Source organism: Pseudomonas sp. WP18 (genome assembly GCF_036689585.1).
GTDB lineage: Bacteria > Pseudomonadota > Gammaproteobacteria > Pseudomonadales > Pseudomonadaceae > Aquipseudomonas > Aquipseudomonas chlororaphis_E.
Genome location: NZ_CP144758.1, coordinates 5,183,437 through 5,197,839, shown reverse-complemented (window position 1 = coordinate 5,197,839; position 14,403 = coordinate 5,183,437). Strand labels below are relative to the sequence as shown.

12 protein-coding genes are annotated in these 14,403 nt (G+C 62.8%); 5 read left to right on the top strand and 7 right to left on the bottom strand.

Features of this window, described 5'->3' with window-relative positions:
- Positions 1 to 128: 128 nt before the first annotated feature.
- Positions 129 to 2,054: an MAC/perforin domain-containing protein gene (locus tag V5F23_RS23095; RefSeq protein ID WP_338496686.1), complete on the top strand. Its 1,926-nt coding sequence runs from the start codon at positions 129 to 131 to the stop codon at positions 2,052 to 2,054.
- A gap of 76 nt (positions 2,055 to 2,130) precedes the next feature.
- Positions 2,131 to 2,991: a hypothetical protein gene (locus V5F23_RS23090; protein WP_338496683.1), complete on the top strand. Its 861-nt coding sequence runs from the start codon at positions 2,131 to 2,133 to the stop codon at positions 2,989 to 2,991.
- Between the two features lie 57 nt (positions 2,992 to 3,048).
- Here the strand turns inward: V5F23_RS23090 and V5F23_RS23085 are convergent, their stop codons facing one another.
- The gene (locus tag V5F23_RS23085) at positions 3,049 to 3,453 is read right to left on the bottom strand and encodes a DUF488 family protein (RefSeq protein ID WP_338496680.1); all 405 of its coding nucleotides are present in this window, start codon (positions 3,451 to 3,453) and stop codon (positions 3,049 to 3,051) included.
- Between the two features lie 187 nt (positions 3,454 to 3,640).
- On the opposite strand from V5F23_RS23085, the gene V5F23_RS23080 reads away from it, so the two are divergent.
- From V5F23_RS23080 to V5F23_RS23070, 3 genes are read left to right on the top strand one after another with little or no spacing between them, the layout of a single operon-like run.
- On the top strand, positions 3,641 to 4,480 hold the full coding sequence (locus V5F23_RS23080; RefSeq protein WP_338496678.1) for a DNA-binding response regulator: 840 nt from the start codon (positions 3,641 to 3,643) through the stop codon (positions 4,478 to 4,480).
- Complete coding sequence (locus V5F23_RS23075; RefSeq protein ID WP_338496675.1) at positions 4,480 to 6,870, top strand: 7TM-DISM domain-containing protein; 2,391 nt, start codon at positions 4,480 to 4,482, stop codon at positions 6,868 to 6,870. Before V5F23_RS23080 ends, V5F23_RS23075 begins: the two co-directional genes overlap by 1 nt.
- Position 6,871: 1 nt before the next feature.
- Positions 6,872 to 9,226: a TonB-dependent receptor gene (locus V5F23_RS23070; RefSeq protein ID WP_338496673.1), complete on the top strand. Its 2,355-nt coding sequence runs from the start codon at positions 6,872 to 6,874 to the stop codon at positions 9,224 to 9,226.
- Here V5F23_RS23070 and V5F23_RS23065 read toward each other — a convergent pair.
- From V5F23_RS23065 to V5F23_RS23040, 6 genes are all read right to left on the bottom strand, one after another.
- Positions 9,210 to 10,283, bottom strand: coding sequence for a sensor domain-containing diguanylate cyclase (locus tag V5F23_RS23065; RefSeq protein ID WP_338496671.1), 1,074 nt, complete (start codon positions 10,281 to 10,283; stop codon positions 9,210 to 9,212). The genes V5F23_RS23070 and V5F23_RS23065 overlap by 17 nt on opposite strands.
- A 258-nt stretch (positions 10,284 to 10,541) precedes the next feature.
- Positions 10,542 to 10,772, bottom strand: coding sequence for a hypothetical protein (locus V5F23_RS23060; protein WP_053147749.1), 231 nt, complete (start codon positions 10,770 to 10,772; stop codon positions 10,542 to 10,544).
- Entirely contained in the window at positions 10,769 to 11,956 is a 1,188-nt protein-coding gene (locus V5F23_RS23055) for a colicin E3/pyocin S6 family cytotoxin (RefSeq protein ID WP_123579902.1), read from the bottom strand. The genes V5F23_RS23060 and V5F23_RS23055 overlap by 4 nt, the downstream gene beginning before the upstream one ends.
- Before the next feature lie 291 nt (positions 11,957 to 12,247).
- A complete protein-coding gene (locus V5F23_RS23050) occupies positions 12,248 to 12,526 on the bottom strand; it encodes a Rho-binding antiterminator (protein ID WP_047736848.1) in 279 nt (92 codons plus the stop codon).
- A gap of 74 nt (positions 12,527 to 12,600) precedes the next feature.
- The gene (locus tag V5F23_RS23045) at positions 12,601 to 13,488 is read right to left on the bottom strand and encodes a dihydrodipicolinate synthase family protein (protein ID WP_047736839.1); all 888 of its coding nucleotides are present in this window, start codon (positions 13,486 to 13,488) and stop codon (positions 12,601 to 12,603) included.
- 19 nt (positions 13,489 to 13,507) lie between these two features.
- Positions 13,508 to 14,290, bottom strand: coding sequence for an aldolase (locus V5F23_RS23040; protein WP_212803007.1), 783 nt, complete (start codon positions 14,288 to 14,290; stop codon positions 13,508 to 13,510).
- Positions 14,291 to 14,403 lie beyond the last annotated feature (113 nt).

Here is a 14,403-nt window from a genome sequence, read left to right as displayed (position 1 = left end):
AATTGGCCTGATACCGAACTGATACCGGACTGACACCGTTCTGAACTGTCCGCCGATCCCGCCCGTTCCGATACTGAGCCCCATCAATTGGCACCAATTGATACAACCTGAGCGATGGGAGAACGGCAATGAACGATGGATTGATAGGCGGCTCAAGCAACGAACCACGGGACATCGGCGGTTCGCAATTACTGGGGCGCGGCCTGAACCGGCTCGACTGGGCCGGCGAAAGCAAGGAATGCCAGAAAGTGGGCGATACCGAGTCGGGCAAACGCGCCGTGCCGTACCGGCAAACCACTTACAACGTTGGCCAGAATGTCGCCATGAGCACGGCGGTCGCCAAGGATGACCACTTCGTCGAAACCTTCACTTCCCGCGACGAATACGAAAGCCATACCCAGTCCAAGGTCCAGGGCTCCGGTAAATACGGCGCGTTTTCCGCCGGCTTCCAAGTCACCTTCGGCAGCAATATCAAACAGCTCGAAGAGCGTGACGCCGTGCTCTACAGCCACACGGTGCGCCTGTGGAAACTGAACCTGGAGCTCAACCCCGACAGCGCGACCGCGAGCTTCAAGACGCGCGTCGGTGAGCTGCCCAAGGTCTTCGATCCGCGCGATGCAAAGCCGTTTTTCGATTTCTTCGTCGATTTCGGCGCCGACATCGTCAGCGAGGTCACCGTCGGCGGCGCGCTGAACTATGCGATGACGTCTCTCAAGTCCTTCCTCAGCAAAGACAACACCCTCAGCGCCATGGTCGAGGCGGAGTACGGCACCTTTGTCAAAGGCAGCGCTTCCACCGAGATCTCCGAGTCGGTGAAGAAAAACATCGCCCATCGCGTGGCCAACCTGACCACCCAGGGCGGCACGCACGTGATCGATTTCACCCCGGAAAAGCCGAGCAACTGCAACGCGGACTTCGGCAAATGGCGTGAGTCGTTGCCCGATGATCCCCAGATCGTGGAGTTGAAGCTTTCGCCGGTGTACCTCTTCGTCAAGAAAGGCGAAGTGCGCAACGCCCTGGAACAGGCTTACCTGTGGTACACCAGCTACAAGGCGGAAATCGAAGGCTCCTGGCAGGAATCGGTGATCACGCTCGGCCATTCCGGTGGTCAAACCGCAGCGCGCGGCACGGCGACAGGCCCGGCCTTGCGTGTGGTGTTCATCGATAACTACAGCAAGCAGGCCCAGGAAAACCTGCACTTCCCGCCGGCCGCGACGGCTACCCAGGCCGAGTTCGAACAGTTCTGGGATGCCCTGGCCCTGCTGCTCAAAGAGAAAAAGGGGCAGCGATTGCTGATGGTCACCGAACGCTGGCCCCGCGATGCGCGCTACTACCCCAGCAGCGCCATGCGTGAGGCGCTGCTGCTCAACGGCGCCAGCAGGGCGACACTCCAGCGCTGGGACGCCCTGACCCGCCACATGCAGCCCAACCCCCTGGCCGGCCTGACCTATGTGCTGGCGGGCAATGAGCTGGAAGTGCCGGGGGTCGATGGCCTGATTGCCGGTTTTGGCCAGCCGGGCAAGGACCTCAACCCGACCGTGAAGGTCATGGCGCGCCTGTCTTACGACTCGTTCGGCAAGGCTAAGCTGGTACAAACGGAAAAGACCGAGGAAGACCCGTGCACGGTCTTGTACATCCTGCGCAACAACACCGGCGACAAACCGGCGCTGGCGACCGACCTGCAGGACAAGACCCGCATCGCCATGCAAACGCCGGACAGGCGCAACCCCGGGCAGTTCTGGTACATGCCCGAGCTGGAAAAGCCCTACCCGGAAATCAACCATCCTGTGCTGCTGATCAACTACGAGACGGGCGCTTGCCTGCAAGGTCAGCACGACCAGGGCGACTGTCGGCTCAAGGCCATTGAACCGGGTCGCCAGCAGGATGACGTGATCTGGGATCGGCGCGGCGATGAAGTGTTCCACCTGTTGATGGTCTACTACTGGATGGACGCCTTGTGCCTCACCCAGGTGGAAAAACGTGCCGCCGTGCGCCCTTGGCGCGAACCCCACGGCATGGACTGGCTGCGCGAGCAGCATCGTCCGTATCGTTGATAGCGTGCAGGTTCAGCCGGTCCGTCGCTGACGGGGCGGCTGGGCGTTTTCTGTTGTCTTCTTGTATGAGTGGTCCATGACAATGCAACTCTTTAACAGCGTGCCCTTTCTCGGCGACGGTGTGGAAACGCCCCTCGACGCCCGGACATTCCCCTACCTGTTCAACGACCACGGCCTGGCGCAGCCGAGCGACCAGGTGCGCGGAGCCTTGATCACCCTCAGCCCCGAAAACCCCGACCTGCTGCTGGGGTCCCGCTATTCCGGCATCAGTTGGAAGGACCGCGAGGTGCCGACGAGCACCGGGTCCTACGTCATCAAGGCGTTCGACTTTCACGTCAAGCAAGTGCGCTATGAGCCGCTCTGGGCCACGAAGGAAACGGCACAGGCGTTCGGCATGACCTTGCTCGGAAACGGCGAATGCCTGCGGTTTGACTATGACCAGTTGATCCTTGGCCAATACACCTACGGCAAATGGGCCGGCCATCAATCGCCTTACCTCGGGCCGGCGCGCATGCGTGAGTTGCTGACCCACAACCCCACGGATCTCGAATACCACAACTTCCCCCACGCGTTTTTCTCGCGCTACGGTCGGCTGCCGCTGGTCATCAGTGTCGCCCGCTGGCGGCCCGCCGCGCGGGAAATCTACCTGGCCGACCTCTGGGTCCGCCCTGGCGACGCCCTGGTTCTGCCACCCAAGCACTATGGCGACATTCCCCCCAGCGACGCTCGCGGCCTGGAGAACTGGCCGGTGGTGGTCGACATGCACGGCAACCGCAATTCGGCGCTGGCCTGCTGGTTCAAGGACGGCGAAGACAGCCTGCTGACGGAAACCATCCTGGCGAACTCGACGCTCATGAACTCCACAACCGGCAAACCCCACTACCACGAAGAAAAGGCCCCGACCCAGCACGAGCTGCCACCGGGCTATCGACCCTGACTCCCCAAGATGCCGCGGCGAGGGCGCTTGCTCTCGCCGGGCGACGCGACAACCCCCTCACATCTCGGGAAACTCCGCCAAGTAACACACCGGCGAACTCCCCTGCGCACGCTTCTCCACCTCATCCTCCAACCACTCGGCCAGCACCACGGCATTGTTCTCGGTGACGGACCTGGCCGCGTAAACCAGCGTCAGGGGGCCGTCCCGCGCCACATCCACCAACCGCCACCAACCTTGCGGCTGGGCGGCCAACTCCTTGCGATAAGCCACCTTGAATGCCTCGAACGAAGCCGTCCCGGCCTTGAATGCCTTGCGCAGCCCATGGGAAGGCGCCACCTCCGGGCGCCATTCATCGATCACCAACGCCTGCTTGGGACAATTGCGCGGCCACAGCCGATCAACCAGGATGCGCACGCCATCCGTGGCGCTTGCGGCTTCATAGGCGCGTTTGCACTGGATCATCTACAGCCTGCCAGTCAGAGTAGGTCCCTTCAGCATAGGCCCTGAGCCGCACGAGCGGGTGGAACCTGCCGCCTTCAAGTCTTCGCTGGCGCGGCCGCTATCTATGACGAGTTTTAACCGAGCCATCGATTGGCTGTGCAATTTCGGCAATGATGCTGGCAAAGGCACGATAAAGAGAACGTAGCGAATGGACGACGGACGATACGAAAGGCGAGTGGCCGTGGCGGGCGACGCGACGGCGTCATCCGAGCCGCAGCCGCATATCCTGCTGATCGACGATGTTCCGGAAGACATCCGCGCAACGCTCGTCCTGCTCAAGGCGCAGCCCTGGCGCATTTCCCTGGCCAGCGATGCGCACCAGGGCTATCAACGGGCGCTGGCGCTGCGTCCCGATCTGATTGTCCTGGATGTGCACATGCCGCAGATGGACGGCTTCAGCCTGTGCCGGCTTCTGCGCGAGGCCCCAGCGACCCGGCAGACGCCCATTCTGTTCCTGTCGTCGGCCAACAGCTCGTTCGAGCGGCTGGAAGGACTGACCGTGGGCGGGGTCGATTACATCCCCAAATCCTGCGCCCCCGAGGAAGTGCTCGCGCGCATCAGGATCCACCTGCAACTGACCTGGCGCGTGCCAACGCCCCGCGAAGCCAACCCGGCCGACCCGGAGCCGGAAGGCGATGAAATCGTCCTGCGTGCCGCGATGCGCTGGATTGAAGAGCACCTCGATGACATGCCTTCCCTGGTCCAGTTGGCCCACAAGGTGGGCACCCACGAGAAACGCCTCTCGCGGATTTTTCGCGAGCACCTGGGGCTGACCGTATTCGCCTACATTCGCGACGCGCGATTGCGGCGTGGCCAAGACCTGCTCGCTGAAAGCGCCATGAGCGTGCAGGACGTTGCCGAACTGGTGGGCTTTCGCAATGCCTGCAACTTCACCACGGCCTTTCGCCAGCGAATCGGCATGACCCCCAGCCAGTTTCGCGAGCAAACCCAGGGCCGTGCCGATGCCGAGTCGGCCGGGCGCGCCTGATGTGGCTGCTACGGTGCCTATGGCTGGCGATCGGGTTGTTATCCACAGGCTTGCTCCACGCCGCACCTGTGGATATCTGCCAGGCTGACCACCTGGACCTGATGCCCACCGTGCAACTGTTCGAAGACGCCCCGGCACAGTTAAGCCTGGACGACGTCGCTCAACTGCCCGACGCCCGTTTCAGCCCCGTCACTCCGCGCTGGCCAACCCAAGGCTACAGCCGCTCCGCCTACTGGCTGAAATGGCAGTTCACCAACTCAAGCGCTGTGGCGTGTTCGCGCCTGCTGGTGATCGGGGCGCCGCGCCTGGAGGACATTCGCGTCTACCTGCCGGGGCGTGATGCCCACGGTGGCAGCGCTTATCCCTTGGCCGAATGGCCTCAGCCAGCGGCGCGCCAACCGGCGTTTGCGGTGTCGCTGGCGGCAGGGCAGAGCGTCACGGTGTTCGTCCGCGTGACCAGTCACTTCCAGATGTTGCTGGAGCCGGAGCTGTGGTCCGAGCCGGCGTTGTTGCGCAGCCAGCAACAGACGTACCTCAGTGACGGACTCACCCTCGGCATTGTCCTGCTGGTCGTCCCGTTCGGTTTCATCGTTGGTTGGATCCTGCGCTCGCGACTGCTCACCGTGAATGCGGGCGCGGTCCTGAGCTACATCCTGCTCACCTGCATCCTCAATGGCTACCTGATCTACTGGCCGGCGGCGCTCGGCTGGACACGGGAGCTGCTCACCGGCGTCAGCGCAATCTCGTTCGTCCTGTTCCTCGCCTACATGCGCGTGCTGTTGCAGGTTGCCCGGCTGCCCAACGTCATTGCCTGGAGCTATTGGCTGCCGCTGTTGGGCTGTGTGCTCGGTCGACTCTGGTGGTTGATGGTCGATCCGGTCCAGGGCGCGGAACTCGTGCAGGTGTCCCTGTTGAGTTTCTACGGCGTGCTGCTCGCCACGTTGTTCATGGCCTGGCGTGCACGGCTGAGCTACAGCTGGATGGCCTGGCTGGTGCCGGGGCTCTTGTTTGCCCAACTGTTGATGCGCCTGTTCTTTCCCCAGGAGTACTTGCCCTGGCAGTCGCCGCAAAGCAAATACAGCCTGTCGTCGACCCTGCCGGGCGTGGCGTTGCTGGTGTGCACCTTGATCATGGAGGTCAGCCGCGGCCGGCACCGGGAAAAGCACGCCCTGGCCACCCTCGAACAACAGCGCCAGGCCGAGCACGAACGCCTGGAAAGCACCGTGGCGTTGCGCACGGTGCAGTTGCGCGAATCGCTGGCGGCCCGCAGTGCCTTGATGGCCCGCATCAGCCACGATTTGCGCTCGCCGCTGGTGCGCATCATCGACTACGCGCGCCTGCTGCAGGGCGGGGCCCAACGCGACTACCCGACCAACATCGAGCGCAATGCCCGCCAGCAACTGGAACTGATCGACGAGATGCTCGAGTTCTCCCGGGGGGAAGTGGAGCAGATGCAACTGGTCCTGGCGCCGGGTTATCTGTATGGCTTCCTCAACGAGATCGCAGACGAGGCGGGCTTTCTCGCCGCGCGCCAGGGCAATACGTTCGAAGCCGTGTTGGCCGATGACCTGCCGCCGCTGGTCGAGGCCGATTTCAAACGGCTGCGGCAGGTCCTCATGAACCTGTTGGCCAACGCCGCGAAATTCACCCACAACGGCCGGATCCGTTTCGAGGTGAGCGCGGCTGCGGGGGCGAGCGCCGACGGCGTGGAACTGCGCTTGAGCGTGATCGACACCGGCGTCGGCGTTGATCCACACGAATTCGAACAACTGCTGCAACCGTTCCGCCGGGGCCGCAATGCGCAACGCTACGAAGGCAGCGGGTTGGGCTTGTCCATCGTCACGCAACTGTTGGAGCGCATGGGCAGCCGGCTGGAACTGCACGCCACCGGGCAGGGCGGTAGCCACTTCAGTTTTCGGCTGCCGTTGAAATACGCCCAGGAACAGGACCTGGAAAACGGCATCGTCGACAACCATGTCGCACCGCTGGATGGCCAGGGCCTGCATGTGTTGCTGGTGGACGATGTCGAGCAGAACAGCGAATGGCTGTATGACCTGTTGGCCGGCTACGGGTTTGACGTGAGCATCGCGACCCAGGGTGAAGAGGCCCTGGCCTGCCTGGCCGAGCAGCCGGTGGATCTGCTGATCAGCGACCAGATGATGCCCGGCATGGACGGCTGGCAACTGTTGCAACGGGTGCGCGAGCGCTGGGCCGATCTTCCGGTGATGCTCTATTCGGCGGTGCCGCCACGCAGGCCGCAGGATTACCCACAGGACCTGGCCTTCGACGCGGTACTGCTCAAGCCCGCTGACAGTCGCGAGTTGCTGGCGTGCGTCAAGGCGCTGGCCTGCCCAGACACCGTGTATCGCGCGACGGCTCGGGAGCGATAACGTGGCGGGTTCGGATTATCGACTGCTCTTGCTCGCGGGTTTCTCGGTGTTGCCTTGGGCGTGGGCCACGGCTGCGCCCGCAGTGTCGACCCACACACTGGAACTCGACGAAACCACCGTGACGGCTCGCCGCCGCGAGGAAGACCCGCAACACGTGCCCATCCCGATCAACGTCCTCTACGGCGAGCAACTGGACGAAGCCGGCCTGCACCGCCTGCAAGACATCCAACAACGGGTGCCCGGCCTGGTGGTCTCCGGTCACGATGCCCGTTTTGCTGGTTTCGGTCTGCGCGGGTTCGGCGCGACGGCCTACAACGATGGCCTGGAAGGCAGCGTCGGCACCTACGTCGATGGCGTCTACCTGGCGCGTCAGGGCATGGCCTTCACCGAGTTGATGGACATCGAGCGCATCGAAGTGCTGCGCGGGCCCCAGGGCACCTTGTTCGGCAAGAGCACCACCGCGGGCGCGCTGAACATCGTCACCCGCCAGCCGACCTTCCAGCCCGAAGCCAACCTTGAAGCCAGCTACGGCGAGCGCGGCTTGCGGGAGTCTCGCGGGACGATTTCCGGGCCGTTGCAGGACGACGTACTGGCGGGGCGATTGAATATCTTCCACAGCACCACCGAGGGCACCGTGAAAAACCTGCAAGACGGCGCGCGCCTTGGCGATGCCGACAGCCAGGGCCTGCGCGGGCAATTGCTGTGGACGCCGACCACCGACTTCAGCGCGCGCCTCATCGCCGACTATGCCGAGCAAAACGAAGCCGGCAACGTCCTGCTGGTCAATCACTACAGCCAGCAGACCCGCAAGCGCGCCCAGTTCCTCGGCTATCCATTGTCGGAGCCCGACCCTTACAAGCGCGAGGCACGCATCGACGCGCCGGGCCGCCCGCGGACCCTGCAAAACGGCGTTTCACTGGAATTGAACTGGGACCTGGACGAGGCCATGCGCCTGACCAGCATCACTGCCTACCGAGACTGGGATTACCGCGCAACGCGTGACGGCGACAGCACCGCGCTGTCGGTGGCCCAATCCGAGACCGAGCTGGGCCAGCGCCAGTTCAGCCAGGAGTGGCGCTTGTCCGGCACGGCCGGCTCGTCCATCGACTATGTCGCTGGGCTCTACTATCTGCGCCAGCACCTGGATCGGGACATCGATGTTCAATTCGGCCAGGACGCCGCGCCCTGGTTCGTCGGCGACCAACTGGATTCCTTGCAGAAACTCTACGGCATCACCTTCACCGATCCGAAGCAGGTGCCGGCGCTGCTGCTGGACGGCGCCCGGCAACGCTACGACGGAGAACAGAAGGGCGACAGCCGCGCCGTGTTCGGCCAACTATCCTGGCGCCCGATCGACCCGCTGGAGCTCACCGGCGGCCTGCGCTACAGCCACGAGCGCAAGGACGGTTGGGTCTCGCGCGACGTCAGCAACCTGGCTCCGCTGACGGGGTTGCCGCCGGTGTTCCAGGCCGGAGGGCAGTTGCTGCGCGACATCGCCCTGGGCGGGGGTTACTACCGCCAGGATTCGATCAAAGAGCACAACGTCTCCAGCCTGCTCAGCGCCAGCTACCGCTTCAGCGAGGCGGTGATGGGCTACGTCAGTTGGTCGCGGGGCTACAAGGCCGGCGGCATCAACTTCGACGTGGTCGGCCCGTTCACCGCGCCGACCTTCGAGCCGGAGCGCGCCACGTCCATGGAACTGGGCTTGAAGACACGGTTCTGGGAGGAGCGCGCGTTGCTCGATCTCGCGGTCTACCAGACCGACGTCGACAACTACCAGGCGCTCACCTACAGCCCGCCCACCTCCCTGTTCGCGCCGCCGCTGCGGGACAACCTGATCAACGTCGGCAAGGTGCGCCTGCGCGGGGTCGAGCTGGACTCGGCCTGGCAACTGACGCCCCGACTCACCGGGCGCCTGGGCCTGGCCTGGAGCGACGCGCGCTACCGCAGCTTCCCCAACGCACCGTGCCCGCCGGCCTCGGGCCAGTGGACCTGCGACCTCAGCGGCGAGCGTCTCTACAACGCGCCGGAATGGACCCTCAGCAGCGGCCTGGACCACAGCCATCCGCTGTCGAACGGGCTGGAGGTCTACAGCGGCATCGACTACAGCTTGCGCACCGGTTACTACGGCACCCTCGAAGGCGGCGAGGGCAGCTATCAACCCAGCTACGGCCTCACCAACCTGCGCCTGGGCCTGCGCAGCCAGGACCGTGGGTGGGAAGTGGAAGGCTGGGTGCGCAACGTCTTCGACCGTCAGTACATCACCGCGGTCTATTCACTGCTCGGCGCCGGCGACTACGGCGTCATGACCGGCAGCGAAAGAACCCTCGGCACCACCGTCAGGCTTCGCTATTGACCGAAATGAACCGCGTCGGACAAAACGCCAGGCGGTTGCCGCCGGCCTTCTTCGACAGGTACATCGCCTGGTCCGCCTTGCTGATCAGCGCATCGATTTCCTGACCGTGCTCGGGGAAAAATGCCACGCCGATGCTGGCGGCGATTTCCACCGTCTGCGCGCCGATCAGGATGGGCGCGTTGGCCGCTTGCAGCATGCGCTTGAGCAACGGCTCGCTGTCTTCCACCGCCTGTAGCCCGACCAGCCCGGCGACAAACTCATCGCCACCGAGCCGCGCCAGCGTGTCGCTCTCGCGCAGGGTCGCGTTGATCCGCGCCGCGACAATCTGCAACACCCGGTCGCCCCAGTCATGGCCGTAACTGTCGTTCAGGGCCTTGAAGCCGTCGAGGTCGATAAAGGCGATGGCCACCTTTTGCTGGTGCGCCCGCGCCTTGCCCAACGCCTGGCGCATCCGCTCGGCCAACAGCAACCGATTGGGCAGTTGCGTGAGCGCGTCATACCGGGCGTCGCGCTCCAGCAACTGGAGGCGCTGCTTGATTTGCGTCATGTCACTGAACAGCGCCACGTAATGCTGAACATTGCCGTACCGATCATGCACGGCACTGATGCTGATGCGCGACGTCATCTCGCGACCGTCCTTGTGGCTGCTCTGGATTTCGCCGGACCAGTGCCCGTGGAAATCCAACGCGTTCTTCATCGGTGCGTAAAACGTCAGCAGCCGCCGCACCATGGGGTGGGCATTCAGCGCCCGACCCTGCACCTCGTCTTGCCCGTAACCGGTGAGGCGGGTGAACGCCTCGTTCACGGCAATGACTCGGCCGAATGGGTCCACCAGAATGGCTCCTTCGCGCGCGTGGCTGAACACGGTCGCAGCCAGCTCCGGGCAAATGGCCCCGGCCGACCTGTCCACGGCGCCCTCGTCACGGGCCACCGGCCACCGTTCGGAATCGAAGCCCAGCCGCGTCAGGTAACCGGCCATGAACGAAAACGTTCGATGCAGGCGGATCAGTACCGCGGTGGCGAGCCTGGAGTGACGGATGAAGGTGTGTAGGTTCATGGTGGCGGGCAAGGGGTGTGCAAGCGAAGCGGGGATTATCGAAGGGCGCAAGACGCGAGGACTTTGCTGGAGCGGATGAAAGCTTTGCGGGAGGGGAAATATTGAAGTTTTTTTGCAGGCTGAGTGGGGGATTGCCGATCGGTTGCCCGAGACCGAAAGGAAAACCCAATCCCCGTGGCGAGGGAGCTTGCTCCCGCTGGGCTGCGTAGCAGCCCCAAAACCGCCCGACGCAGTTCATCGGGAGAGGATTACCAAGGGTTATTCAAGGCAGACGATTTGAATGATGCGGTTTTCGCCATGAAATGTTGTGTGAGTCCACTCTTCTATCGTTTTTATCTGCTGCGGTAACAGCTCGTAGACAAAGCAAAAATCTTCCGGTGTTGTCCAGCCCATAAGCACAGCCAACTGGTCCATATAGACGCTTGGAACTTCCACTGTCTGTATTAGCTCTTCCGTTTCCATGTCAAAAACTTCAACGATGGGTTTCACTTTTCTACTCTCCTTGTCGGGTCGGCGGGTTTTGTTTGTTCGCCAGTTATTGGGTCGTATTCCCCAAGATGTTTCCCTTGTTTTGTATATAGCTCGACAGCACCGTGTTGTGAGTCCCACTCATAGATTCTTCCGGCGGGATCCTTCCATCTTCGACGTTTAATACCGCCACCACGTACGAACGTTTTAGATGGAGCAGTTTTAGCATCTGGAAAGGCTGGAAGCAGCGAGGGAGGTTTGTGGTACTTATGATCCCCCGGAACACTTAAAACCACATAAACCGGCCGAACCCCCGAATCCGCCGGAAACACCAGAATGAAGTCCCTGTATTCCGGCGGATAAATCGGGTCGACAATGATGCTGTCGGCCATCGGTGTCGGCGGGTAGATCCATACGGGAGGTGCCTGGGGCGCGGCCTCCAGAGCAGGGATGCCAAGGGTGTCGGAAGGGTCGGTGGCCGGCGTCCAGATCAGTTCGACGCCATCACCCAGGTCGGCGACGAACTGCTCGGCCCGCGGAGTGAACTGGACAACGTCGACCATCTCCCAGCCGCCATTCTGACCTGTGTAGAAGCCATACCCCTTGAGACTGCCATCGGCCTGCTGCTCGATGTTCAGGCGCATGCGGCTGCGCGCCTGCTTGAGGTTGCGTAGCTGGTCCTCGCTGTAGAGTGCGCTGTCACCCAGGTTGGAAGGCCAGAGCAGGGCGATGATGCCCGTCAGCAGAGCTGCGCCGACGGTACTGCCGGCAGCAGCCGTAGACGCTGCCGAACCGCCCAACGCGAACCGGCCCAACGTCACGGGCACCGTGTTCGCGCCGATCCGCTTGAGGGGCACCGCGCCGGAAGGGTCGGCACTGCGGCCGCCGAGCCACATCAGGTCGCCGTACTGCTTGACCAGATCCGCCGGTACGTAGCCGTTGGGGTTGCTGTAATCAATGATGCCGTTGGGCAGCTTGCAGCTCTTGGCAAACACGCACCCAGTCACCTCGGGTAGCGGTTTGTTATCCACCGGAGCCCAGCGCGCCTGTTCATAGGCTGCTTGTCGGGCAAGCATGGCTTCATAATCCCGCTGTCGGGTTTCGCGCGCGGCCAGTTCGCTGGCAGTCATGTCTCTGTAAGTGATGTGATGCCCGTCACCGGCGGGCGGGTTTCGGACCTTGGGGATGTCTTGTTTGCGTGTCACTGCGCTGAGCGTCTCGTCCGATAAAGGCAAGACAGACGTTAACGCGGGAGCCCAGGGGAAGGTTGTAGGAGGTTTCTGGAAATGGTTGGTCCGTTTTCGCTAATGCAGGAAAAGCCGGATGATCCGTGATCTGGTGTTCGATCTGAATGGATCGCACGTGTGGGTGGCAGCAGATGATTTAGCTGAGGGCGTTTGAGATCAGGTGAGGAAAACACAGCCCGTGGCGAGGGGATTTATCCCCGTTGGGCTGCGCAGCGGCCCCAAAAACTCCCAGCCTAAACGCCATCACACCTACCCCGGCAGATTTCGCAGCGCCAGCACAACCCGCCCAAACCGGGCACTGTGATCCAGCGGCGTAATCGCCAGCAACTGATCAAGACGAATCTCCAGGCGACCGTCCGCAGTTTCCACATCGAGAAACTCCTCCCGCGTGGGGGCAGTCCGCGTGGTGATCGCCCGGGCGTTCAGGCGTTGGCCGTCAGTCAGTTCGATGTCCAGCGTGTAGCCGTAGAGGCAGGCGATCTCCAGGTAATCATGCAGGTCGCAGTTCAGTGGTTGATAGGTGTTCATCTCATTACCTCGACAGCGACCGAACAGGGGGTGTGCTTGAACACCCCCTGTCGATCGCAAGGCCAGTGGGTCGATCAGCGCAGTTGTTCCAGCATGGCCCGCAGTTGGCCGTCGCGCACTTCATCGAGCGGGAACACCGGCAAGCGCGGATCGCCCACCTCCAGGCCCAAGGTGCGCAAACCGGCCTTGATCGTCGCCGGCAAACCGCCCTTGAGGATGAAATCCAGCAGCGGCAACTGACGATAGAACAACGCCCGCGCGTTGTTCAGGTCATTGGCCAGCACGGCAGCGTACAGGTCGAGGTTGAGCTGCGGGATCAGGTTCGGCGCGGCCGTGCACCAGCCCTTGGCGCCGGCGGCAAAGGCTTCCAGCGCCAGCGGATTGCAACCGTTATAGAACGGCACCTGGCCTTCGCCCAGCACTTGCAGCTTGTGCATGCGCTGGATGTCGCCAGTGCTCTCCTTGACCAGGGTGACGTTCTCCACCGCGTTGAAAATCCGCAGAATCAGTTCCACCGACATGTCGATGCCGCTGGTGGCCGGGTTGTTATAAAGCATGATGGGCAGGTCGATGCTGGCGCCGATGGTTTTGTAATGGGCGAGGATTTCCGCCTCACTCAGTTTCCAGTACGAAGCCGGCAACACCATCACCACATCGGCGCCCTTCGCCTGGGCAAAACGCGCGCGGCGCACCGCCTTGGCGGTGGTCAGGTCCGACACGCTGACCACCGTCGGCACCCGGCCGGCGACGCGGGCGATGCTGAACTCGGCGACCTGGTCCCACTCGGCGTCGCTCAGGTAGGCGCCTTCGCCCGTGCTGCCCAAGGGCGCGATGGCGTGGACGCCGCTGTCGATCAGGCGATCGATGGACTGGCCCAGCGCGTCCAGGTCCAAGCCCTGGCCGTCGGCGGAGAAGGGCGTGATGGTGTAACCGATGATGCCGTGGATATTGGGGGTAGACATGGCGAGGCTCCTAATAGGGTCAGTTCAGGCAATCGGCGTGTTGGCGCAGGTTCTGCCGGACGTAGTAGTCGAAGGCGGCCGCGTGGCGCTTCGGTCGGGCGATCCAGTCGTGGGCTTCGCGGCCCAGGTGCGGCAGGATCGGTTTCACTTCGCCGGCGGCCATGGCCAGCAATTGCAACTTCGCGGCGCGCTCGATCAACTGGGCGATGTTGCAGGCTTCCTCTACGGTGGCACCGGTGGACAACTGGCCGTGGTGGGAAAGCAGGATGGCGCGCTTGTCACCCAGGGCACCGGCGATCAATTCGCCTTCCTCATTGCCCACCGGCACGCCCGGCCAGCCTTCCAGGAACGCACAGTCTTCGTACAGCGGGCAGAGGTCCATGTGGGAAATCTGCAGCGGCACTTCCAGCATCGACAGCGCGGCGATGTGGGTCGGGTGGGTGTGGATGATGCAGTTCACGTCCGGCCGAGCACGGTAGACCCAGGTATGGAAGCGGTTGGCCGGGTTGGGCATGCCGTGGCCTTCCAGCACCTCCAGGTCTTCATTGATCAGCAGCAGGTTGCCGGCGGTGATTTCGTCGAAGCCCAAGCCCAGTTGTTGGGTGTAGTAGGTGCCCGGCTGCGGCCCGCGCGCGGTAATCTGCCCGGCCAGCCCTGAGTCGTGGCCGTTCTCGAACAGGATGCGGCAGGTCAGGGCCAGCTTTTGTCGTACAGTCCACGTATTATCCGGCAGTGATTTCTGCATCTGGTTAACAGCATGCTGGACCAACTGGTCCTTGGGCGTTGCCAGTGTCTTGCTCATATCCGTTCTCCTGATTCGTTCTTTGAGCGTTCTTGATCCGCGTCATGGAAGCTGTGAAGGGAAGGTGCTAATGACACTAAATAGACTATATGACACAAAGTGTCATTTGCAAT